Raw genomic sequence first — 22,263 nt, 5'->3', positions numbered from 1 at the left:
TACAATCTTGGTAGTTATTTTTTATGATTCAAAAAAGGAGGAGAAAATGAAAAAAATTTCCTTGGTCTACATCAGTCTGAGCGGGAATACGGAGAGTTTCGTAACACGATTGAAAGCTTATTTGTTGGAGCAGTATGCGAACATTGAAGTAGAAAAAATTCATATTAAAGACTTGGTCAAGGATGGAGAAGACTTCTTCGAGATGACCAACCCGTATGTGGCTTTTCTACCGACTTACCTCGAAGGTGGCAATGGGGTTGACAATGGCGATGTGGAAATTTTGACCACTCCAGTAGGTGACTTTATCGCATATGGTGATAATGCTAGCAAGTGTTTTGGTGTCGTAGGATCGGGTAACCGTAATTTTAACAACCAATACTGTTTGACCGCCAAGCAATACAGCCAGCGCTTTGGTTTTCCAGTCCTAGCTGACTTTGAAATGCGCGGAATGCTAGGAGACATCAAGAAGGTTGCTGGGATTATTGCAGACTTGTATGAATTAGAAGATTTATAAGAGGCTAGATTTTCTGAGGAAGAGTTTTATTCTATGGATAAAGGATTTACTTCAAAGGGGACAATCGAAATGAGTAAACTACAGAAATCATTTTTAAAGTATATAAAACGCAAACCAAGCTTCAAGGATATTATGCTATGCAGTGCTTTGCTACTATTAGCGATTGCTCTGCTACTGTTCTCTGAGAAAATTTTTGATGAAAATGCAGCACCATTTGGAACCATGGTATCCTTAGGGATTGTTATCCTGGTAGAAATCTTAGCTGTCAGAAATAAATAAAAAGACTCGAGAAATGCATCTCGAGTCTTTTTGTTAGTTGCGAATTTCGTCAACGATTTCTTTTGAAATGGGAATCCCTAAACGGTAGCCTTTATTCACGTAATCAATGACATCATTGATATTTTCTATCGTTTGGATTTTTTCTTTGATAGTTGCACGAAAATCTTGATCTTTCAATAGTTGGTCCTGAAGCAGTCTTTGAAGTTTCTCTTTTTCATATTTGTTGACAAGAAAGAGAAAAAGAAGACTAATAACAACTAAGATATAAGCGTATTGGCTCATAAAAATTCTCCCTAGGTGATAAAGAAGTAAGTGGTAAGATAAAAGTAAATTTTTTATTTTTCGAGTGATAGTACTGTAAGCGCCTAGCCAAAGCCCGAATAGGATTTGGCGTTAGTTACTTAGCTTGCTTAGTAATAAATTAAATTAATAGATCACGACATGCATCCAAATAAGTCGATATTATTTATTTGGATGCATTAGTAAGGCGTTTAGGCAAATCGCCCGATAGCGATTGCCGTCAAGAGACTAGGAACTTTAGTTTCAGTCTCTTGTAACGAATCACATCTTATCTGGCGCCTCTACACCCAACAGACGAAGCGCTTCTTTGAGGACAACTGCTGTTGCATAGCTAAGGGCTAGACGGCTGTCACGTTCTGGACTTTCATCTAAGATACGAGTGTGGGCATAGTATTTGTTAAAGGCTTGCGCTAAGCTGATTGCAAATTTAGCGATGATAGAAGGCTCGTAGTTATCAGCTGCACGTTTAATAATACGTGGGAAGTCTTGGATTAGCTTGATGATTTCCCAGCTTTCAGCATCGTTCAAGCTATAGTTGGCACCTGCTTCAGGTTTGAAATCGGCTTTACGCAAGATTGATTGGATACGAGCGTAGGCGTATTGAACATAAGGGCCGGTCTCCCCTTCGAAGGATACCATAGCTTCAAGGTCGAAGTCATATCCATTTGTACGGTCAGTTTTAAGGTCATAGAATTTAATGGCCCCAACTCCAACAGCATGAGCGACCTGGTCTTTGTTTTCAAGTTCTGGATTTTTGGCTTCGATCTGCGCTTTAGCACGGCTGATGGCTTCTGCTACAGTTGGTTCTAGCAAGATAACATTCCCTTTACGAGTAGAAAGTTTTTTCCCTTCTTTTGTAACCAAGCCAAACGGAACATGGACAATATCTTGGCTCCAATCGTAACCCATCTCTTGCAAGACAGCCTTGAGTTGTTTAAAGTGAGCAGATTGTTCTTGACCAACGACATAGATAGATTTGGCAAATTGGTATTCGTTTTTACGGTAAAGGGCTGCAGCCAAGTCACGTGTGATGTATAGAGTTGCGCCGTCAGATTTCTTGATAAGAGCTGGGTGTTCAATTCCATATTTTTCAAGATTAACAACTTGGGCACCTTCTGATTCGACTAATAGTCCTTTTTCAGAAAGGATGTCTACAACTGCATCCATTTTATCATTGTAGAAAGCTTCTCCGTTATAGCTGTCGAATTCAACTTGTAGCTCATTGTAGAGACGGTTAAATTCTACCAAGCTTTCATCGCGGAACCATTGCCAAAGAGCGAGAGCTTCCTCATCACCGTTTTCAAGTTTGCGGAACCATTCGCGTGCTTCTTCATCCAAGCTTGGATCGTTCTCAGCTTCAGCATTAATGCGGACATAGAGTTTGAGAAGTTCATCAATTGGATGTGCTTTGACAGCTTCTTCATTGCCCCATTTCTTGTAGGCAACAATCAACATCCCAAACTGTTTCCCCCAGTCTCCCAAGTGGTTGACCTTGACAGTTTTATAGCCGATTTTTTGGAAGATATGTGACAAGCTATCTCCGATAACTGTTGAACGAAGGTGACCGATTGAAAATGGTTTAGCGATATTAGGGCTAGACATGTCAATGACAACATTTTCTTGATTGCCAATCTCTTGGTCAGCGTAGTGCTCTTTTTCAGTGATAACGTTTTGTAGAACTTGATCAGAAATGGTAGCCTTATCAAGGAAGAAGTTGACGTAAGGACCTGTTGCTACAACCTTTTCAAAAGCTTGACTATTGATCTTTTCAGCGATGTCAGCAGCAATCATTTGAGGAGCTTTACGTTCGACCTTTGCCAATGAGAAGGCAGGGAAGGCGATATCTCCCATATCTGAGTTTTTAGGTGTTTCTAGTAAATTTAAAATAGCCTCTTGGTCCAGGCTATCAATGACGCTAGCCAACTCGCTAGCAATCAATTCTTTTGTATTCATTTAGTGCTCCTTTAGGGCTTTTCTACTATTTTATCACAATTTACTACATTTTTTTTGAAAGAAGAGATATTTTTTGAAATATCCAGTTTTTTTGATATAATGTTCTTACTAAAAAAATGTAAAATGTAATAAATATGCAATCGAAAGGATCTTATGAGAAAAAGAGAACGTCATCAGCTCATCAAACGAATGATTACAGAAGAAAAATTAGGAACTCAAAAGGAAATTCAAGATCGATTGGAAGCCTGTGATGTCTTTGTGACACAAACGACCTTATCCCGTGATTTGCGAGAGCTTGGCTTAACCAAAGTTAAGAAAAACGATGTTGTTTACTATGTACTAGCAAATGAGACAGAGAAGATTGATCTGGTCGAATTCCTTTCACATCACTTAGAGGGTGTTGCAAGAGCCGAATTCACCTTGGTTCTCCACACTAAACTTGGAGAAGCATCCGTATTAGCAAATGTAGTAGATTCAAATAAAGACGGTTGGATATTAGGTACAGTTGCCGGAGCGAATACCTTGTTGGTAATCTGTAAAGATCAACATGCAGCTAAAGTCATGGAAGAACGCTTACTAGAGCTAATGGAAGATAGATAAGGTCTTGAGAGCTTCTCTCAAGACTATTTTTACAAGGAGAGAGTAAATGACTACTGAAAAATTATCACCTGGGATGCAACAGTATGTGGATATCAAAAAACAATATCCAGATGCTTTTTTGCTTTTTCGCATGGGTGATTTTTATGAGTTGTTTTATGAGGATGCCGTCAATGCCGCTCAGATTCTAGAGATTTCGTTGACCAGTCGCAATAAAAATGCTGAAAATCCGATTCCCATGGCTGGGGTTCCTTATCATTCTGCCCAACAGTATATTGACGTTCTAGTTGAGCGTGGCTACAAGGTTGCCATCGCTGAACAGATGGAAGATCCTAAGCAAGCTGTTGGTGTCGTTAAGCGCGAGGTTGTTCAGGTCATTACACCAGGGACAGTGGTTGATAGTAGTAAGCCAGATAGTCACAATAACTTTTTAGTGGCTATTGATCGTGAAGATTCCCAGTATGGACTAGCCTATATGGACCTAGTGACAGGTGATTTCTATGTAACGGGATTATCAGATTTCTCTCTAGTCTGTGGTGAAATCCGTAATCTCAAGGCCAGAGAAGTGGTGATTGGTTACGACTTGTCTGAAGCGGAAGAACAGATTCTCAGTCGTCAAATGAATCTAGTGCTTTCCTATGAACAAGAAACATATGAAGATGTTCATCTGTTGGATTCAAGATTGGCAACTGTTGAAGGAGCAGCTAGTGGGAAACTTCTTCAGTATGTCCATCGGACGCAGATGCGAGAGTTGAATCACTTAAAACCTGTTATTCGTTATGAAATCAAAGATTTCTTGCAGATGGATTTTGCGACCAAGGCTAGTCTTGATTTGGCTGAAAATGCTCGCTCAGGTAAGAAACAAGGGAGTCTGTTCTGGTTGCTAGATGAGACTAAAACTGCAATGGGTATGCGTCTTCTACGTTCTTGGATTCAACGTCCCTTAATTGATTTAGATCGTATCATAGAACGTCAGGAGGTTGTGCAAGTCTTTCTGGATTATTTCTTTGAGCGCAGTGATTTAACGGAAAGCCTCAAGGGAGTCTACGATATCGAACGTCTGGCTAGTCGAGTATCTTTTGGCAAAAGCAACCCCAAAGACCTCTTGCAATTAGCAGCTACCTTAGGAAGTGTTCCACGAATTCGCGCCATTTTAGAAGGAATGGAGCAACCAGCTCTAGCTTATCTAATTGAACAACTAGATGCTATTCCTGAGTTGGAAAGCCTGATAAGTGCTGCCATTGCCCCAGAGGCTCCCCACGTGATTACCGAAGGTGGTATTATCCGAACGGGCTTTGATGAGACCTTGGATAAATACCGTCGTGTGCTGAGAGAAGGGACTAGCTGGATTGCTGAGATCGAGGCCAAGGAAAGAGAAAACTCTGGCATCAATACTCTCAAGATTGACTACAATAAAAAAGACGGCTACTATTTCCATGTGACCAACTCGCAGCTCGGTAACGTACCAGCCCACTTTTTCCGTAAGGCTACGCTGAAAAATTCTGAGCGATTTGGGACAGAGGAATTGGCGCGTATCGAGGGAGAAATGTTAGAGGCGCGTGAGAAATCAGCAAACCTAGAGTACGAAATCTTTATGCGTATTCGTGAGGAGGTTGGCAAGTATATCCAACGTCTACAGGCTCTGGCTCAAGGAATCGCTGCTGTCGATGTCTTGCAAGGCTTGGCAGTAGTTGCAGAAAAACAACACCTGATTCGACCAGAGTTTGGGCAAGAGTCGCGGATTGATATCCAGAATGGTCGTCACGCAGTTGTTGAAAAGGTCATGGGAGCTCAAACCTATATTCCCAATAGTATCCAGATGGATGAAGATACTAGCATTCAACTAATTACAGGTCCGAACATGAGTGGGAAGTCAACCTACATGCGTCAACTAGCCATTACAGCGGTTATGGCTCAGATGGGTTCTTATGTCCCTGCAGAAAGTGCTCAACTGCCAATTTTTGATGCGATTTTTACACGTATCGGAGCGGCAGATGACTTGGTTTCAGGTCAGTCCACCTTTATGGTAGAGATGATGGAAGCTAATAATGCCATTAGTCATGCGACAAAGGATTCATTGATTCTTTTTGATGAGCTTGGTCGAGGAACCGCAACTTATGATGGTATGGCTCTAGCCCAGTCTATCATCGAGTATATCCATGAGCATATTGGCGCCAAGACTCTCTTTGCCACGCACTACCATGAATTAACCAGTCTGGAAGCTAGTCTTGAACATCTAGTAAATGTACACGTGGCTACGCTTGAGCAAAATGGTCAGGTCACTTTCCTTCACAAGATAGAACCAGGACCAGCTGACAAATCATACGGTATCCATGTAGCTAAGATTGCAGGATTGCCAGCAGACTTGCTAAAAAGAGCGGATGCGATTCTAACTCAACTAGAGAGCCAAGGTCAGGAAAATCCAATTTCTATCAATCAAAGGAATGTTGTCAATGAGCAAATGTCTCTCTTTGATGAAAAAGAAGAGAATCCTATCCTAGCAGAGTTGGCCCAAGTAGATGTGTACAATATGACACCGATGCAAGCCATGAATCTCTTATTAGAATGGAAGCAAAAATTATAAGCAAAAACCCACTCGCAAAAAGGAGTGGGTTTTTAGGCCTTATTTTTTCTGAGCTAATAGTTGGTTGATGTGGGCAACCTTCTTTGATTCTCTTTTGTAGAGAATCGTCCAAATGATGAGGTAGACGATGGCAAACTCTGGGATGAGCTGAAGGATGAAAGTCCAGTGAAGAGGGAACCAGCCTGCTAGGATTGCTAGAGGGACAAAGCCTAGCAACATAAGAAAGAAGTGGGTGACAGTTGCACGAAGGAGACTCCAATCTTGAGCAAAGAGACGGCTACCAAAACTAAAGAGGATTCCAATCGCTGCCCAAATAAGCAGACAGTAAAGTAAGACGAGTGATCCATGCACCTGATGTTGGGTCATGAATTGCCCAATTAAAGAGTTGGGGCTGAGAGGTGCGTAGTTACTTGGTGAGTGGATAAACGAAAAGATAATAGATAGGATGAGACCGATGAGGATACCAGTTGTGGCATCGTGAAATACTTGTTTTTTCATAGTTCTAATTTCTCCTTAATAGCTTTGAGGTAACGGCGAGATGAGTAGGTAAAACTGTCGTTTTTAAGATAAATTTCAATCAAGCCGTTAGAGGTTAGTTTTAGATGACTGATCGCATCAATGTTGACAATTTCGGATTGGGAAATTTGGATAAAGGAAGCAGGTAGAATTTCACTTGCTTGGTAGAGACGAATGTCAAGTGCATAGGTTTGGCTATTCGTTTCGGCCAGAACCTTACGATTTTCAATGTATACACGCTGAATCTTGCTAATCTGAATCAAGTAGACCTGGTCTTGGAATTTCCCTTTTATGGTATCTTTTTGATCTAGGGATTGGACAAAGTTCTGAACCTTTTGAACTTTAGGGGACAAGGACGGTGCCTCTATGATGATTTGCTCTTCAGTGTATTGCTGATCAATATCGAGTCTGACTTTCATAATTTCTCCTTTCATCAAGTTGTAATAGAGATCTCTTACTTACAAATCTATTAAACACCATTTTGTCGACAAATACAAGATGCTTTGTCTATGTGGTCGGTTGAAGAGTCTATCTGGTAGGCGAACGTTTTCAACTAAATTTAAGAGCAAAGAAGTCAAAAAATAAGAAGAAATATATTGACAAAAATAGAAAAAACGTGGTACAATGTTAGACGGTACTTTTTACTTTTGGTCTCTCAAGAGTGTACAGGGACGTGCTGACAAATGTTGCAAAAGTACACACAGATGATAGCTGTCACCAAGTGTATCATCACCAAAAATAAAAAAAACACAGGAGAATGTAGATGCCTACAATTAACCAATTGGTTCGCAAACCGCGTAAATCAAAAGTAGAAAAATCTAAATCACCAGCTTTGAACGTTGGTTACAACAGTCATAAAAAAGTTCAAACAAACGTTTCTTCACCACAAAAACGTGGTGTAGCAACTCGTGTTGGAACTATGACACCTAAAAAACCTAACTCTGCCCTTCGTAAATTTGCTCGTGTACGTTTGAGCAACCTTATCGAAGTTACTGCCTACATCCCAGGTATCGGACACAACTTGCAAGAGCACAGCGTGGTGCTTCTTCGTGGTGGACGTGTAAAAGACCTTCCAGGGGTACGTTACCATATCGTCCGTGGTGCACTTGATACTGCAGGTGTTAACGATCGTAAACAAGGTCGTTCTAAATACGGTACTAAACGTCCGAAAAAAGCATAAGGAAAGGGGATAAAGAGAAATGAGTCGTAAAAATAGAGCTCCAAAACGTGACGTATTGCCAGATCCGCTTTACAATTCACAATTAGTTACTCGTCTTATCAACCGCGTTATGCTTGACGGTAAACGTGGTACAGCTGCTTCAATCGTTTACGGTGCTTTTGAACAAATCAAAGAAGCTACTGGTAACGATGCACTTGAAGTATTTGAAACAGCTATGGAAAACATCATGCCTGTACTTGAAGTACGTGCACGTCGTGTTGGTGGATCTAACTATCAAGTCCCAGTTGAAGTTCGTCCAGAACGTCGTACAACACTTGGACTTCGTTGGTTGGTAACAATCGCTCGCCTTCGTGGTGAACACACAATGCAAGACCGCCTTGCAAAAGAAATCTTGGATGCTGCTAACAACACTGGTGCAGCAGTTAAGAAACGTGAAGACACTCACCGTATGGCTGAAGCTAACCGTGCCTTCGCACACTTCCGTTGGTAATAAAATGATACCAAGAGCGACAAAGGCCCAAGGCAAAAATAGGAAACTGATGCAGTGTTCCGTGAACACAAAGCAGTTTATCTTTTTTGCACCGGGCCTCGCTCGGGTTCAAATCAGTTAACTTGAGCTTTTAGCCCGGGTTCAATTGATCTCAAATCGGCTAACTAACTTTAGCCCGAGTACAATTCAACTTCCCATCTCACAAGTTGAAACCAACTAAACAAGATAAACATTGAGAACGGGTGGGTCCTGCCTATCCGTTTTTATTGAAATCGTGTTATAATAGAATAGAAATAAAAAATATAGGAGAAACAAACCTCATGGCACGCGAATTTTCACTTGAAAAAACTCGTAATATCGGTATCATGGCTCACGTCGATGCTGGTAAAACAACTACAACTGAGCGTATTCTTTACTACACTGGTAAAATCCACAAAATCGGTGAAACTCACGAAGGTGCGTCTCAAATGGACTGGATGGAGCAAGAGCAAGAACGTGGTATCACTATCACATCTGCTGCAACAACAGCTCAATGGAACAACCACCGCGTAAACATCATCGACACACCAGGACACGTGGACTTCACAATCGAAGTACAACGTTCTCTTCGTGTATTGGACGGTGCGGTTACAGTTCTTGACTCACAATCAGGTGTTGAGCCTCAAACTGAAACAGTTTGGCGTCAAGCAACTGAGTACGGGGTTCCACGTATCGTATTTGCCAATAAAATGGACAAAATCGGTGCTGACTTCCTTTACTCAGTAAGCACACTTCACGATCGTCTTCAAGCAAATGCACACCCAATTCAATTGCCAATCGGTGCTGAAGATGACTTCCGCGGAATCATTGACTTGATCAAGATGAAAGCTGAAATCTATACTAACGACCTTGGTACAGATATCCTTGAAGAAGATATTCCAGCTGAATACCTTGAACAAGCTCAAGAATACCGTGAAAAATTGGTTGAAGCAGTTGCTGAAACTGACGAAGAATTGATGATGAAATATCTCGAAGGTGAAGAAATCACTAACGAGGAATTGAAAGCTGGTATCCGTAAAGCGACTATCAACGTTGAATTCTACCCAGTACTTTGTGGTTCTGCCTTCAAGAACAAGGGTGTCCAATTGATGCTTGATGCGGTTATCGACTACCTTCCAAGCCCACTTGATATCCCTGCGATCAAAGGTATCAACCCAGATACTGAAGAAGAAGAAACTCGTCCAGCATCTGATGAAGAGCCATTTGCAGCACTTGCCTTCAAGATCATGACTGACCCATTCGTAGGTCGTTTGACATTCTTCCGTGTTTACTCAGGTGTTCTTCAATCAGGTTCTTACGTATTGAATACTTCTAAAGGTAAACGTGAACGTATCGGACGTATCCTTCAAATGCACGCTAACAGCCGTCAAGAAATCGACACTGTTTACTCAGGTGATATCGCTGCTGCCGTTGGTTTGAAAGACACTACAACTGGTGACTCATTGACAGATGAAAAAGCTAAAATCATCCTTGAGTCAATCAACGTTCCAGAACCAGTTATCCAATTGATGGTTGAGCCTAAATCTAAAGCAGACCAAGATAAGATGGGTATCGCCCTTCAAAAATTGGCTGAAGAAGATCCAACATTCCGCGTTGAAACTAACGTTGAAACTGGTGAAACAGTTATCTCTGGTATGGGTGAGCTTCACCTTGACGTCCTTGTTGACCGTATGCGTCGTGAGTTCAAAGTTGAAGCGAACGTAGGTGCTCCTCAAGTATCTTACCGCGAAACATTCCGCGCTTCTACTCAAGCACGTGGATTCTTCAAACGTCAGTCTGGTGGTAAAGGTCAATTCGGTGATGTATGGATTGAATTTACTCCAAACGAAGAAGGTAAAGGATTCGAATTCGAAAACGCAATCGTCGGTGGTGTGGTTCCTCGTGAATTTATCCCAGCGGTTGAAAAAGGTTTGGTAGAATCTATGGCTAACGGTGTTCTTGCTGGTTACCCAATGGTTGACGTTAAAGCTAAGCTTTACGATGGTTCATACCACGATGTCGACTCATCTGAAACTGCCTTCAAGATCGCTGCATCTCTTGCACTTAAAGAAGCTGCTAAGACTGCACAACCAGCTATCCTTGAGCCAATGATGCTTGTAACAATCACTGTTCCAGAAGAAAACCTTGGTGATGTTATGGGTCACGTAACTGCTCGTCGTGGACGTGTAGATGGTATGGAAGCACACGGTAACAGCCAAATCGTTCGTGCTTATGTTCCACTTGCTGAAATGTTCGGTTATGCAACAGTTCTTCGTTCTGCATCACAAGGACGTGGTACATTCATGATGGTATTCGACCACTACGAAGATGTACCTAAGTCAGTACAAGAAGAAATCATTAAGAAAAACAAAGGTGAAGAATAATTCACCGTCACTTTAAAAGAAGTCACTTTGTGGCTTCTTTTTCTGTTTGGTAGAAATAGCTAAAATTGCCTCAAATATGGTAAAATAGAAGGAGTATATTGTGAGGAAAATGGATGTCAACCACTTTTGAAATTTTAATGAATCAGTTGGGAATTCCCGCTGAGATAAGAAATCATGAGGCCTTCTCCCAGGCTGAAATTGAACAAGTTATTGTACACAAGCAAAGTAACATTTGGGAGTTTCGTTTTGTCTTTGAGAATATCCTCCCCTTTGAACTCTTTTTAGCATTGAAGAAGGGATTGAAAGAAGAATTTTCAAAAACGGGAAATCAAGCGACTTTCGAAATTAAAACGAAAGATCAAGATTTTTCAAGAGAGCTTTTACAGGCCTACTATCGGGAGGCTTTTTCAGCTGGCCCTTGTTCTAGTCAAGGCTTTCGGACCATGTATCAGGATTTTCAGGTTCGGTTTGAAAATGATCAATTGATTATTGAGGCCTCTGAAGCAGCAGATACAGAGCATTTCAGAAAAAACCATTTGCCAAATCTTAGCAAACAACTTGAGCTCTTTGGTTTTCCTAAGTTTACATGCCATTTAGAGAAAAATGAAGATTTGACAAAGGAAGAGCAGGAAGCTTTCCATTCTGAAAATCAAATGATTGTTCAGGCTGCCAATGATGAGACCCTTCGAGCTATGGAACAGTTAGAACAGATGGCACCACCACCTCCAGTTGAGGACAAACCTGTCTTTGATTTCCAAGCTAAGAAGGTAGCTGCTAAGCCTAAACTCGACAAGGCAGAGATAACTCCAATGATTGAGGTCAATACCGAAGAAAATCGTCTGGTTTTTGAAGGGGTTGTCTTTGATGTGGAACATAAAGTGACTAGAACGGGTCGTGTCTTGATTAATTTTAAGATGACGGACTATACGTCTAGTTTCTCCATGCAAAAATGGATCCGAAACGAAGAAGAAGCTCAGAAGTTTGATATCATTAAGAAAAATTCATGGCTCCGTGTTCGTGGAAATGTCGAGGTCAATAATTTCACACGAGATTTGACCATGAATGTGCAAGATGTGCAGGAAGTTGTTCACCATGAACGCAAGGACTTGATGCCAGAAGGTGAGCGTCGCGTTGAGTTTCATGCCCATACCAACATGTCGACCATGGATGCTCTTCCTGAGGTCGAGGAAATCGTTGGAACAGCAGCAAAATGGGGACACAAAGCAGTGGCAATCACAGACCACGGCAATGTGCAGTCATTTCCTCATGGTTATAAGGCAGCCAAGAAAGCTGGTATTCAGCTCATTTATGGGATGGAAGCCAATATCGTAGAGGATCGTGTTCCTATCGTCTACAACGAAGTGGAGATGGATCTTTCTGAAGCGACTTATGTAGTCTTTGACGTGGAAACGACAGGTCTTTCAGCCATCTATAATGACTTGATTCAGGTTGCGGCTTCCAAGATGTATAAGGGGAATATCATCGCTGAGTTTGATGAATTTATCAATCCAGGGCATCCCTTATCAGCCTTTACAACCGAGTTGACAGGAATTACCGATGACCATGTAAAAAATGCTAAACCCTTGGTTCAAGTTCTGAAAGAATTCCAAGAATTCTGTAAAGATACAGTTCTTGTAGCCCATAATGCGACCTTTGACGTTGGCTTTATGAATGCAAACTACGAGCGTCATGGCCTGCCAAAAATTACTCAACCTGTCATCGATACGCTAGAGTTTGCTAGAAATCTCTATCCTGAGTACAAACGCCATGGTCTGGGACCATTGACCAAACGTTTTGGTGTAGCTCTAGAACACCACCACATGGCCAACTATGATGCGGAAGCAACTGGCCGTTTGCTCTTTATCTTTATCAAAGAAGTTGCAGAAAAGCACGGTGTGACTGACTTAGCGCGATTGAACCTTGATTTAATCAGTCCAGACTCTTATAAAAAAGCTCGGGTCAAGCATGCGACCATCTATGTAAAAAATCAGGTGGGCTTGAAAAATATCTTTAAGCTGGTGTCTCTCTCAAATACCCAGTATTTTGAAGGAGTTCCACGGATTCCACGTACGGTGCTAGATGCCCATCGAGAAGGTTTGATCTTAGGTTCAGCCTGCACAGAAGGGGAAGTCTTTGATGCAGTCGTATCACAGGGCGTAGATGCGGCGGTCGAAGTTGCTAAATACTATGACTTTATCGAGGTCATGCCTCCGGCTATCTATGCCCCTCTGATTGCCAAAGAGCAGGTCAAGGATATGGAGGAGCTTCAGACCATCATCAAAAGCTTGATTGAGGTCGGAGACCGTCTCGGAAAGCCCGTTCTTGCAACAGGAAATGTCCATTATCTCGAACCCGAAGATGAGATTTATCGAGAAATCATCGTACGAAGTCTAGGTCAGGGAGCTATGATTAACCGGACGATTGGTCACGGAGAAGCTGCCCAACCAGCTCCGCTACCCAAGGCACATTTTAGAACGACCAATGAAATGTTGGATGAGTTTGCCTTTCTAGGGGAAGACTTGGCTCGCAAGATTGTTATTGAAAATACCAATACCTTGGCAGAAATCTTTGAACCTGTGGAGGTTGTAAAGGGTGATTTATACACGCCTTTCATTGACAAAGCCGAAGAAACAGTTGCCGAGTTAACCTACAAAAAAGCCTTTGAAATCTATGGGAATCCACTACCTGATATCGTTGATCTACGGATTGAAAAGGAATTGACCTCTATCTTGGGGAATGGTTTCGCCGTGATTTATCTGGCTTCACAGATGCTAGTGCACCGTTCCAACGAACGAGGTTACTTGGTTGGTTCCCGTGGGTCTGTTGGTTCTAGTTTCGTTGCGACCATGATTGGGATTACCGAGGTTAATCCGCTATCGCCTCACTATGTCTGTGGTCAGTGTCAGTACAGTGAGTTTATCACGGATGGTTCTTACGGTTCAGGATTTGATATGCCAGATAAAGACTGTCCAAACTGTGGGCACAAGCTCAGCAAAAATGGACAGGACATTCCTTTTGAGACCTTCCTTGGTTTTGACGGGGATAAGGTTCCCGATATCGATTTGAACTTCTCAGGTGAGGACCAGCCAAGTGCTCACTTGGATGTTCGTGATATCTTTGGGGAAGAATATGCCTTCCGTGCAGGAACGGTTGGTACGGTGGCTGCTAAAACAGCCTATGGATTTGTTAAGGGTTACGAGCGTGACTATGGCAAGTTCTACCGTGAAGCCGAAGTAGAGCGCCTAGCCCAAGGAGCTGCAGGTGTTAAGCGTACGACCGGTCAGCACCCAGGAGGAATCGTTGTTATCCCTAATTATATGGATGTCTATGACTTTACTCCAGTACAGTATCCTGCAGATGATGTAACTGCTGAATGGCAGACTACTCACTTTAACTTCCACGATATCGATGAGAACGTCCTCAAGCTCGATGTTCTTGGCCATGATGATCCGACCATGATTCGCAAGCTTCAGGACTTATCAGGCATTGATCCAAATGATATCCCTATGGATGATCCTGATGTCATGGCCCTCTTCTCGGGTACAGATATCCTGGGAGTGACACCTGATCAAATCGGGACTTCAACTGGTATGCTTGGAATTCCAGAGTTTGGGACCAACTTTGTTCGCGGAATGGTGGATGAAACCCATCCGACGACCTTTGCGGAGTTGCTACAGCTTTCTGGATTGTCTCACGGTACCGACGTATGGTTGGGAAATGCCCAGGACTTGATTAAGGCTGGAATTGCGGACCTATCAACCGTTATCGGATGTCGGGATGACATCATGGTTTACCTCATGCACGCTGGCCTAGATCCTAAGATGGCCTTTACCATCATGGAGCGAGTTCGTAAGGGAATGTGGCTCAAAATCTCAGAAGAAGAGCGCAATGGTTATATCGAAGCCATGAAGGCTAACAATGTACCTGAGTGGTACATCGAATCTTGTGGAAAAATCAAGTACATGTTCCCTAAAGCCCATGCGGCAGCCTACGTTATGATGGCCCTTCGTGTGGCCTACTTCAAGGTTCACCATCCGATTTATTATTACTGTGCTTACTTCTCAATCCGCGCCAAGGCTTTTGATATCAAGACCATGGGTGCAGGCTTGGATGCTATTAAACGTAAGATGCAAGAAATTGCTGAAAAGCGCAAGAACAATGAAGCTTCCAACGTAGAAATTGACCTTTACACCACACTTGAAATCGTCAATGAGATGTGGGAACGTGGCTTCAAGTTCGGCAAATTGGACCTCTATCGCAGTGATGCGACTGAATTCATCATAGACGGAGACACCCTCATCCCACCGTTTGTCGCTATGGATGGTCTAGGAGAGAACGTTGCCAAGCAACTGGTTCGTGCTCGTCAAGAGGGAGAATTCCTCTCTAAAACAGAACTCCGCAAGCGTGGTGGGCTCTCATCAACCTTGGTTGAAAAGATGGATGAAATGGGCATTCTTGGCAATATGCCAGAGGATAACCAGCTGAGTTTGTTTGATGATTTGTTTTAAGAATTTGAAATGTCTTATGTAGGTTTGAGGTTAGTTAATGATGGTAAAGAAAAAAAGAGCAACACCTTGGAAAACAGGGAAAGTTATTTCCATACGCTTGCGAAATGGCGTTTACGTATTAGCACAAATGGTGCGTGATCCCTATCTGGTATTTTTCAACCATTTTAACGAAGAAAATAACTGGAAGGGAGTGACCTTGAAAGAGGAGGATATCCTCTTTTGTAAAGCAGTTACTCGTCAGTTTCTACGCTATAGTCCTGTAACGATTGTTAAAAATCTTGAACCCCTGTTAGATTATGAACTACCCAAAGAATGGATTTATAGCCATATTGGAGGACATCCTATTACTGTTTCGGTAAAGGGACGGGAGCGCCAAGTAGCTGGTTTTGGTCGACGCTGTTCTTTAGTTCTAGCGGATAAGGACAGTGGTCAACCGGAGGATAATCCACTTATGGGCCTCTTCCAAGCTTATATCATACCAGATATCAAAGAACAGGATTGGGATCGGGTAGGCCAGGCTGAACTCATGTCTATTGAAGTATTTCCAACACTCAATGAGCGTCTCTACCTTTGCTATCTTTATGGGAAAAATATAAATCCAGAACAAGATATCTCTTTGGGAAAGCCCCTGCTTGATGACTATGAAACTTATGTAGATATCCTCACTAACAGCCCAGAGGCTCGACGTCTCTATCTAGGAGAGTACGAAGAATAAGAAAGGACTTTTGATGAAACTCAGAATTTTTGCGGAAGACAAACCTGCTCAAAAGGTTTTTGAATATCAGTTAGAGCTTGCTGATCAGACAATTCTTCTATCGACAGCACTCTTGTCTGGTGCTATTGCTTTAGCAGGATTATTTTCTGCTTTGAAAGAAAAATAAAAATAGAAAAGGGAAACACAAATGGTTTTACCAAATTTTAAAGAAAATCTAGAAAAATACGCTAAGCTTTTGGTTGCAAACGGAGTTAACGTGCAACCGGGTCACACTTTGGCTCTCTCTATCGATGTGGAGCAACGCGAGTTGGCTCACTTAATCGTCAAAGAAGCCTATGCACTTGGAGCCCACGAAGTTATCGTTCAATGGGCAGATGACTTTGTAAACCGTGAGAAATTTCTTCACGCGCCGATGGAGCGTTTGGACAATGTACCAGAATACAAGATTGCTGAGATGAACTACCTTCTTGAAAACAAAGCTAGTCGTCTCGGTGTCCGTTCTTCTGACCCAGGTGCCTTGAACGGAGTGGACGCTGAAAAGCTTTCAGCTTCTGCTAAAGCTATGGGAATTGCTATGAAGCCAATGCGTATCGCAACTCAATCTAACAAGGTTAGCTGGACTGTAGCAGCTGCTGCTGGACTAGAGTGGGCTAAGAAAGTCTTTCCAAATGCTGCGAGTGACGAAGAAGCAGTGGACCTCCTTTGGGACCAAATCTTCAAAACTTGCCGTGTCTACGAAGAAGATCCAGTTAAGGCTTGGGAAGAACATGCAGCTATCTTGAAGAGCAAGGCAGAGATGCTCAACAAAGAGCAATTCTCAGCCCTTCACTACACAGCACCTGGAACTGATTTGACACTTGGCTTGCCTAAGAACCACGTTTGGGAATCAGCTGGAGCTATCAATGCTCAAGGTGAAGGATTCTTGCCAAATATGCCAACAGAAGAAGTCTTTACAGCTCCTGACTTCCGTCGTGCAGATGGTTATGTAACATCTACGAAACCTCTTAGCTACAATGGAAATATCATCGAAGGCATCAAGGTGACCTTTGAAAATGGTCAAATCGTTGATATCACAGCTGAAAAGGGTGATCAAGTAATGAAGGACCTCGTCTTTAAGAATGCTGGTGCGCGTGCCTTGGGTGAATGTGCCTTGGTACCAGATCCAAGCCCAATTTCTCAGTCAGGCATTACCTTCTTTAACACCCTTTTCGATGAGAATGCTTCTAACCACTTAGCTATCGGTGCCGCTTACGCAACTAGCGTTGTTGGTGGGGCAGAAATGAGCGAAGAAGAACTGGAAGCTGCAGGGCTTAACCGTTCAGATGTTCACGTTGACTTTATGATTGGTTCTAACCAAATGGATATCGATGGTATCCGTGAGGATGGAACACGCGTGCCACTCTTCCGCAATGGAGATTGGGCAATTTAAGGAGAAGCTATGATTGGAAGTATGTTTGTCGGTCTTTTAATCGGACTATTAGCAGGAGCTATCACCAATCGTGGAGAACGGATGGGATGCTTCGGGAAAATGTTTCTCGGATGGATTGGTGCCTTTTTAGGACAATTACTCTTTGGTGCATGGGGTCCAAGCCTAAACGGTACAGCCATTATCCCATCAGTTTTAGGAGCCATGATTTTATTAGCCATCTTCTGGGAAAGAGGAAGCTAGTTTTAACTTGCTAGAACAGATAAAGAGGTTGGAAATCTTCCAACCTCTTTTTTATGAACTGCAAAAAGACTGATATGCGACTAGCTTGGCTTTCAGTGACTGGTTCTTTTTATATTGCGTCAAGTATGGTACAATAAAAACATGAGAATTCAACAATTACACTATATTATCAAAATCGTAGAGACTGGTTCCATGAATGAGGCGGCCAAGCAACTATTCATTACACAACCGAGTCTATCAAATGCCGTTCGTGACCTAGAAAATGAGATGGGAATTGAGATTTTTATCCGAAACCCCAAGGGAATTACCCTCACGCGTGATGGGATGGAGTTTTTATCCTATGCCCGTCAGGTTGTCGAGCAAACGCAACTTCTAGAAGAACGCTATAAGAACCCAATCGCTCATCGCGAGCTTTTTAGTGTGTCTTCGCAACACTATGCTTTTGTGGTCAATGCCTTTGTTTCCTTGCTTAAGAAAAGCGATATGGAAAAGTATGAGCTTTTTTTGCGTGAAACCAGAACCTGGGAAATCATCGACGACGTCAAGAACTTCCGCAGTGAAGTCGGAGTCCTCTTTTTAAATAGCTATAACCGAGATGTTCTTTCGAAGATGTTGGATGACAACCATCTAGTTGCTCATCATCTCTTTACAGCCCAGCCCCATATCTTTGTCAGCAAGTCCAACCCTCTTGCTAAAAGAGACAAGGTGCAGTTGGCAGATCTAGAAGACTTCCCATATTTGAGCTATGACCAAGGGACCCATAATTCCTTCTACTTTTCAGAAGAGATTTTGTCACAGGAACACCACAAGAAATCCATCGTGGTTAGTGACCGTGCGACCTTGTTCAATCTCTTGATTGGTTTGGACGGTTATACCATCGCGACTGGTATCCTCAATAGTAACCTTAATGGGGACAATATCGTTTCTATTCCACTTGATATTGATGATCCGATTGAATTAGTTTATATTCAGCATGAGAAAACTAGCTTGTCCAAGATGGGTGAACGCTTCATTGAATACCTACTTGAAGAAGTTCGCTTTGACAGCTAATGAATTCTATTAGAAAAGAAAAGGGAAAATGACACCAATGAATACCAATGATTTTGATTTTCACTTACCAGAGGAATTGATTGCTCAGACTCCTTTGGAAAAGCGCGATGCCTCTAAACTCTTGATAGTCAATCGCCAGACTGGAGAATTTCAAGATCGCCACTTTCACTCCATTATCGAAATGCTAGAGCCAGGTGATGCCCTAGTTATGAATGATACCCGTGTCTTGCCAGCTCGACTTCATGGTCAAAAAGAAGAAACAGGGGGACACGTTGAACTCTTGCTCTTGAAAAATACAGCAGGAGACGAATGGGAAGTCTTGGCAAAACCTGCCAAACGTCTCAAGGTCGGCACCCGTGTTATCTTTGGTGATGGTCGACTTAGCGCAGTTGTGACCGAGGAATTAACCCATGGCGGTCGTATTGTTCGTTTTGAGTATGAGGGAATTTTCCTAGAAGTGCTTGAAAGTCTGGGAGAAATGCCTTTGCCTCCTTATATCCACGAAAAGTTGGATGACCGTGAACGGTACCAGACCGTCTATGCCAAGGAGAGTGGCTCAGCTGCTGCCCCAACTGCGGGTCTGCATTTTACCAAAGAATTACTAGAAGAGATCCAACAAAAAGGAGTTCACCTAGTCTACTTGACCTTGCACGTTGGTCTTGGTACCTTTAGACCTGTTTCAGTCGACAATCTAGATGAACACGAAATGCACTCAGAGTTTTACCAATTATCTGAGGAAGCCGCTTCGACCTTGCGTCAGGTCAAGGAAAATGGTGGTCGCGTGATTGCTGTGGGAACAACTTCTATCCGTACGCTAGAGACTATCGGAAGCAAGTTCGACGGACAGATCCAAGCCGACTCTGGCTGGACTAATATCTTTATCAAACCAGGCTATGACTGGAAAGTGGTGGATGCTTTTTCTACTAATTTCCACTTACCTAAGTCAACCTTGGTCATGCTTGTCTCAGCCTTTGCAGGCCGTGAATTGGTCCTCGAAGCTTACCAGCATGCTATCGAGCAAAAATACCGTTTCTTTAGCTTTGGCGATGCCATGTTTATCTACTAAAAAACGAGCAAATCAAAACTAGAAATAAAAGGGCTAATTCCTATTTGGATTAGCTTTTTTTGATATATGATAGCTGTTGAATTAAAAGCAAATAAATGATACACTGAAGACTACGATACAGCCGTCAAATATATGCAAAATCTGACGAGCTACTTTTATCTGTGTCTATTTCAAAGGAGATTTTTATGAAAAACAAAACATTGCGCTATACGAGCCTATCAGTCCTGACCTTATTGGCTGCCTTGACCTTGGCTGCCTGTGGTGGAAAGACTAACAAGAACACTTCAGCTTCAAACCAAAAGGAAACAACAAGCAAGGTGACTACAGAGTCCGCAAGTAAAACTGAAGCAGGTCAAAAAGAGGAGCAGAAGTCAGAAACAAATAGTGCGACAGAAGCTACAACCACTCAAGGAGAACAAACGGAAGATAAGCAAAAATCACAAGAGGCTTACGCTAAGTTTGCAGGGACTTGGGAAAACTACGCGGGAACAACTGCAACAGTCACAGCAGATGGGATTGTAACAATCCAAAGTGCAAATGGAACCTTTAAATACGAAATGGGTCAAGTAGAGGAAAAAGATGGCTACTACTCAACAGGTATTCATCTTGTCGGTGGTGGACAAGGGGCACGACTGATCTTTACCCCAGCTGGAGTCCAAAATGAAGTGACAGGTACAGACGGTAGCCAAGACGTCTTGTCTATCGGTCAATCTGTAAGCGACAAAGATAACCAATTTTACCGTAACTAAAAAGATCAATCAGAAGTAAGGGTGGTGAAATATCCTTGCTTTTTTAAAGTTTTCGATGTATAAATTTTTAAACATCCAAGTTTACAATACGTTTAAGTTGGATGATAAACCAGTCCATTTTAAAGCGTATGTAGTGAATCGCTAACAATACAAAAAGCCCTGATGTAGGGCTTTTTTCTTGCTAATATAAGAAATCGATTCCGTAGTTTTCTTTTAGATAGGTCGCCAACTCGGCTTTTTCTTCCTCTCTAAATCGACAGAGGCTAAGGGCGAGACGCAATTTCAGGGCACTTGTATCGATGATGGCGTTTGACTTTGAAATATCTTCTAGCTGGGTCACTTCTCTCAAATCGAAGTCTAAATAGTAAGCCTTGCTGTTGACATGGTCAGGGTCACTGACATCCACTTCAACATACGATGCTCGCAACAATTCTTCTTTTGGGATAAAGATTTCTTTTGAGAAAAATAACCCAGGATAGACATAAATACCTTCAAAGGTGAATTCAAAGGAAAGCCTGCGACTAGTCAGTCTTTTGATGCCTGCAATCGCTGCATAGATAGCAGCGAAAAAGAGGATGGTTGGGACTACAGTAAGAAGACTAAGCTGGGAAAAGTCGATCAATCCATGCGCGAGGAAAAAGAAAAATTGAAAGAATACACCCGCCGCAAAGACTAGATAGCCGACACCGACAAATTTTGAATAATAGATTTTCATAGAAACCTCCAGATATAGAATTGAACTCTCCAACGCTTTTTCAGTAGAAGTCGTAAAGATCATGCAGAGTTAAAATTTTAGGTATTCCCATCATATCCTATGGAGCGAAGTTCTGTCAACCTTTTAGCAAGATGTGGCTCTTAGCTATCTTATGACCTAGCAAGTTGGTTTATGGTATACTAGGATAATAAAATTCCAAAATTTGAAGACTTGTTTTCATAAATAGAAAGAGGTCAATATGTTTTTTCTGAGACGACGTCGTGTCTTTATCGGCGAATGCAATGGTCAGGCTGTTTATTATGACCAAAAGACAGGAGAGGCTTTAGCTGCTCCAAAGAGTAAGTTGCTCAATACTGAAAAAGCTGGTGAAACGAATTCTTTTATTCCTGAATTGGTAATTCTCTTACTAGCAGGTGGACCTGCAATTTCGGGCTTCTTTTCCCTCAAGTTTATTGGTGTCTATAACTGGTTCAGTCTAGCCTGTATTCTTCTATTTTGGTTGATGCAGTTTTCCTTGTTGGTTGCTATACTTGAACGAGCACTTTATAAAAATGTTCGAAAGGCCCAGCCAACGACAGAGAAAGTCTTTTTCTTTGCAGCATCTCATAATTTGTTTGTAAAAAACCAGTTTGATCCTAGACAACTGTCTGCTTTACCTTATCGATTTGCCCGCTTTGTAGTAAATATAGTGTCTATCTATTACTTTTTGTATTTCTTGATTCTTCCTCTAAAATTTGGCCAACCGATTGGTGATGAAGGCTATGGTTTGTGGTTTGCTGGCTTGTTATTCTTTTCAGTATTTCTTTTGTATAACCAAAACAATCCAGTTCGCTTTGTGAAGATTATGAGATTATACAGCCAAGGAAAAGTACGATTTAAGGAAGAAGTGGAACATTGAGAAACTATCTTGGGATTCTGCTAAATATCTAGAGAAAATCTTTTAGAAAAACAAAAAAGCCTTGTAAATCAAGGCTTT

21 protein-coding genes are annotated in these 22,263 nt (G+C 42.1%); 16 read left to right on the top strand and 5 right to left on the bottom strand.

The annotated features are described in order from the left end of the window. Nucleotides 1–46: 46 nt before the first annotated feature. Together nrdI and QM857_RS03990 are read left to right on the top strand one after the other, a co-directional pair. Nucleotides 47–514, top strand: coding sequence for a class Ib ribonucleoside-diphosphate reductase assembly flavoprotein NrdI (gene nrdI / locus QM857_RS03995; protein ID WP_049495268.1), 468 nt, complete (start codon nucleotides 47–49; stop codon nucleotides 512–514). 33 nt (nucleotides 515–547) lie between these two features. Then, on the top strand, nucleotides 548–793 hold the full coding sequence (locus tag QM857_RS03990) for a hypothetical protein (protein ID WP_006146256.1): 246 nt from the start codon (nucleotides 548–550) through the stop codon (nucleotides 791–793). A 33-nt stretch (nucleotides 794–826) separates the two neighbouring features. Here QM857_RS03990 and QM857_RS03985 read toward each other — a convergent pair whose 3' ends face one another. Both QM857_RS03985 and argS read right to left on the bottom strand, forming a co-directional pair. After that, the gene (locus QM857_RS03985) at nucleotides 827–1,075 is read right to left on the bottom strand and encodes a hypothetical protein (protein WP_006146258.1); all 249 of its coding nucleotides are present in this window, start codon (nucleotides 1,073–1,075) and stop codon (nucleotides 827–829) included. Nucleotides 1,076–1,354: 279 nt separating this feature from the next. Beyond that, complete coding sequence (gene argS, locus QM857_RS03980; RefSeq protein WP_414275128.1) at nucleotides 1,355–3,046, bottom strand: arginine--tRNA ligase; 1,692 nt, start codon at nucleotides 3,044–3,046, stop codon at nucleotides 1,355–1,357. A gap of 153 nt (nucleotides 3,047–3,199) precedes the next feature. Here argS and argR point away from each other — a divergent pair, with 153 nt between their 5' ends. Together argR and mutS are read left to right on the top strand one after the other, a co-directional pair. Continuing rightward, a complete protein-coding gene (gene argR, locus QM857_RS03975) occupies nucleotides 3,200–3,646 on the top strand; it encodes an arginine repressor (RefSeq protein WP_004250715.1) in 447 nt (148 codons plus the stop codon). A gap of 46 nt (nucleotides 3,647–3,692) precedes the next feature. Continuing rightward, nucleotides 3,693–6,227 (top strand): DNA mismatch repair protein MutS, encoded by a 2,535-nt coding sequence (gene mutS / locus QM857_RS03970; RefSeq protein ID WP_414275127.1) that lies wholly within the window; start codon nucleotides 3,693–3,695, stop codon nucleotides 6,225–6,227. Between the two features lie 39 nt (nucleotides 6,228–6,266). Here mutS and QM857_RS03965 read toward each other — a convergent pair whose 3' ends face one another. Then, nucleotides 6,267–6,725 (bottom strand): DUF3021 domain-containing protein, encoded by a 459-nt coding sequence (locus QM857_RS03965; RefSeq protein WP_225749969.1) that lies wholly within the window; start codon nucleotides 6,723–6,725, stop codon nucleotides 6,267–6,269. Next, nucleotides 6,722–7,162: a LytTR family DNA-binding domain-containing protein gene (locus tag QM857_RS03960; RefSeq protein WP_414275126.1), complete on the bottom strand. Its 441-nt coding sequence runs from the start codon at nucleotides 7,160–7,162 to the stop codon at nucleotides 6,722–6,724. The genes QM857_RS03965 and QM857_RS03960 overlap by 4 nt, the downstream gene beginning before the upstream one ends. Before the next feature lie 344 nt (nucleotides 7,163–7,506). On the opposite strand from QM857_RS03960, the gene rpsL reads away from it, so the two are divergent. The 11 genes from rpsL (at nucleotide 7,507) to QM857_RS03905 (ending at nucleotide 20,572) form a co-directional block, all read left to right on the top strand. Further along, a complete protein-coding gene (rpsL, locus tag QM857_RS03955; protein WP_001142333.1) occupies nucleotides 7,507–7,923 on the top strand; it encodes a 30S ribosomal protein S12 in 417 nt (138 codons plus the stop codon). A 19-nt stretch (nucleotides 7,924–7,942) separates the two neighbouring features. Continuing rightward, nucleotides 7,943–8,413: a 30S ribosomal protein S7 gene (rpsG, locus tag QM857_RS03950; protein WP_000087873.1), complete on the top strand. Its 471-nt coding sequence runs from the start codon at nucleotides 7,943–7,945 to the stop codon at nucleotides 8,411–8,413. A 320-nt stretch (nucleotides 8,414–8,733) separates the two neighbouring features. Beyond that, nucleotides 8,734–10,815 carry an elongation factor G gene (gene fusA, locus QM857_RS03945; protein WP_225749971.1) on the top strand — a complete coding sequence of 694 codons (2,082 nt, stop codon included), beginning with the start codon at nucleotides 8,734–8,736 and terminating at the stop codon, nucleotides 10,813–10,815. Nucleotides 10,816–10,928: 113 nt separating this feature from the next. Beyond that, on the top strand, nucleotides 10,929–15,323 hold the full coding sequence (locus tag QM857_RS03940; RefSeq protein WP_414275125.1) for a PolC-type DNA polymerase III: 4,395 nt from the start codon (nucleotides 10,929–10,931) through the stop codon (nucleotides 15,321–15,323). Between the two features lie 37 nt (nucleotides 15,324–15,360). Next, on the top strand, nucleotides 15,361–16,038 hold the full coding sequence (locus QM857_RS03935) for a hypothetical protein (protein WP_414275124.1): 678 nt from the start codon (nucleotides 15,361–15,363) through the stop codon (nucleotides 16,036–16,038). Nucleotides 16,039–16,051: 13 nt separating this feature from the next. Continuing rightward, nucleotides 16,052–16,204 carry a hypothetical protein gene (locus tag QM857_RS03930; protein WP_223140520.1) on the top strand — a complete coding sequence of 51 codons (153 nt, stop codon included), beginning with the start codon at nucleotides 16,052–16,054 and terminating at the stop codon, nucleotides 16,202–16,204. A 21-nt stretch (nucleotides 16,205–16,225) separates the two neighbouring features. Then, nucleotides 16,226–17,467 (top strand): aminopeptidase, encoded by a 1,242-nt coding sequence (locus QM857_RS03925; protein WP_016466266.1) that lies wholly within the window; start codon nucleotides 16,226–16,228, stop codon nucleotides 17,465–17,467. Between the two features lie 9 nt (nucleotides 17,468–17,476). Then, a complete protein-coding gene (locus QM857_RS03920; protein ID WP_061863446.1) occupies nucleotides 17,477–17,707 on the top strand; it encodes a GlsB/YeaQ/YmgE family stress response membrane protein in 231 nt (76 codons plus the stop codon). 141 nt (nucleotides 17,708–17,848) lie between these two features. Continuing rightward, nucleotides 17,849–18,757: a LysR family transcriptional regulator gene (locus QM857_RS03915; RefSeq protein ID WP_254726727.1), complete on the top strand. Its 909-nt coding sequence runs from the start codon at nucleotides 17,849–17,851 to the stop codon at nucleotides 18,755–18,757. Nucleotides 18,758–18,794: 37 nt separating this feature from the next. Further along, complete coding sequence (gene queA, locus QM857_RS03910) at nucleotides 18,795–19,823, top strand: tRNA preQ1(34) S-adenosylmethionine ribosyltransferase-isomerase QueA (RefSeq protein ID WP_414275278.1); 1,029 nt, start codon at nucleotides 18,795–18,797, stop codon at nucleotides 19,821–19,823. Nucleotides 19,824–20,008: 185 nt separating this feature from the next. Further along, a complete protein-coding gene (locus tag QM857_RS03905) occupies nucleotides 20,009–20,572 on the top strand; it encodes an ABC transporter substrate-binding protein (RefSeq protein ID WP_414275123.1) in 564 nt (187 codons plus the stop codon). 181 nt (nucleotides 20,573–20,753) lie between these two features. Here QM857_RS03905 and QM857_RS03900 read toward each other — a convergent pair whose 3' ends face one another. Then, the gene (locus tag QM857_RS03900) at nucleotides 20,754–21,287 is read right to left on the bottom strand and encodes a hypothetical protein (protein WP_414275122.1); all 534 of its coding nucleotides are present in this window, start codon (nucleotides 21,285–21,287) and stop codon (nucleotides 20,754–20,756) included. A gap of 238 nt (nucleotides 21,288–21,525) precedes the next feature. On the opposite strand from QM857_RS03900, the gene QM857_RS03895 reads away from it, so the two are divergent. Further along, nucleotides 21,526–22,185, top strand: coding sequence for a hypothetical protein (locus QM857_RS03895; RefSeq protein ID WP_254726722.1), 660 nt, complete (start codon nucleotides 21,526–21,528; stop codon nucleotides 22,183–22,185). Nucleotides 22,186–22,263 lie beyond the last annotated feature (78 nt).

Source organism: Streptococcus infantis (assembly GCF_047463315.1).
Taxonomy (GTDB): Bacteria; Bacillota; Bacilli; order Lactobacillales; family Streptococcaceae; genus Streptococcus; species Streptococcus infantis_AB.
Note: the sequence above shows the minus strand (reverse complement) of the source record. Positions and strands in the feature narration are given on the sequence as shown.

Excerpts from the sequence above, each read along its gene's own strand:
- nrdI (WP_049495268.1), top strand. The coding sequence starts at position 47 with ATGAAAAAAATTTCCTTGGTCTACATCAGTCTGAGCGGGAATACGGAG.
- QM857_RS03990 (WP_006146256.1), top strand. The coding sequence starts at position 548 with ATGGATAAAGGATTTACTTCAAAGGGGACAATCGAAATGAGTAAACTA.
- QM857_RS03985 (WP_006146258.1), bottom strand. The coding sequence starts at position 1,075 with ATGAGCCAATACGCTTATATCTTAGTTGTTATTAGTCTTCTTTTTCTC.
- argS (WP_414275128.1), bottom strand. The coding sequence starts at position 3,046 with ATGAATACAAAAGAATTGATTGCTAGCGAGTTGGCTAGCGTCATTGAT.
- argR (WP_004250715.1), top strand. The coding sequence starts at position 3,200 with ATGAGAAAAAGAGAACGTCATCAGCTCATCAAACGAATGATTACAGAA.
- mutS (WP_414275127.1), top strand. The coding sequence starts at position 3,693 with ATGACTACTGAAAAATTATCACCTGGGATGCAACAGTATGTGGATATC.
- QM857_RS03965 (WP_225749969.1), bottom strand. The coding sequence starts at position 6,725 with ATGAAAAAACAAGTATTTCACGATGCCACAACTGGTATCCTCATCGGT.
- QM857_RS03960 (WP_414275126.1), bottom strand. The coding sequence starts at position 7,162 with ATGAAAGTCAGACTCGATATTGATCAGCAATACACTGAAGAGCAAATC.
- rpsL (WP_001142333.1), top strand. The coding sequence starts at position 7,507 with ATGCCTACAATTAACCAATTGGTTCGCAAACCGCGTAAATCAAAAGTA.
- rpsG (WP_000087873.1), top strand. The coding sequence starts at position 7,943 with ATGAGTCGTAAAAATAGAGCTCCAAAACGTGACGTATTGCCAGATCCG.
- fusA (WP_225749971.1), top strand. The coding sequence starts at position 8,734 with ATGGCACGCGAATTTTCACTTGAAAAAACTCGTAATATCGGTATCATG.
- QM857_RS03940 (WP_414275125.1), top strand. The coding sequence starts at position 10,929 with ATGTCAACCACTTTTGAAATTTTAATGAATCAGTTGGGAATTCCCGCT.
- QM857_RS03935 (WP_414275124.1), top strand. The coding sequence starts at position 15,361 with ATGATGGTAAAGAAAAAAAGAGCAACACCTTGGAAAACAGGGAAAGTT.
- QM857_RS03930 (WP_223140520.1), top strand. The coding sequence starts at position 16,052 with ATGAAACTCAGAATTTTTGCGGAAGACAAACCTGCTCAAAAGGTTTTT.
- QM857_RS03925 (WP_016466266.1), top strand. The coding sequence starts at position 16,226 with ATGGTTTTACCAAATTTTAAAGAAAATCTAGAAAAATACGCTAAGCTT.
- QM857_RS03920 (WP_061863446.1), top strand. The coding sequence starts at position 17,477 with ATGATTGGAAGTATGTTTGTCGGTCTTTTAATCGGACTATTAGCAGGA.
- QM857_RS03915 (WP_254726727.1), top strand. The coding sequence starts at position 17,849 with ATGAGAATTCAACAATTACACTATATTATCAAAATCGTAGAGACTGGT.
- queA (WP_414275278.1), top strand. The coding sequence starts at position 18,795 with ATGAATACCAATGATTTTGATTTTCACTTACCAGAGGAATTGATTGCT.
- QM857_RS03905 (WP_414275123.1), top strand. The coding sequence starts at position 20,009 with ATGAAAAACAAAACATTGCGCTATACGAGCCTATCAGTCCTGACCTTA.
- QM857_RS03900 (WP_414275122.1), bottom strand. The coding sequence starts at position 21,287 with ATGAAAATCTATTATTCAAAATTTGTCGGTGTCGGCTATCTAGTCTTT.
- QM857_RS03895 (WP_254726722.1), top strand. The coding sequence starts at position 21,526 with ATGTTTTTTCTGAGACGACGTCGTGTCTTTATCGGCGAATGCAATGGT.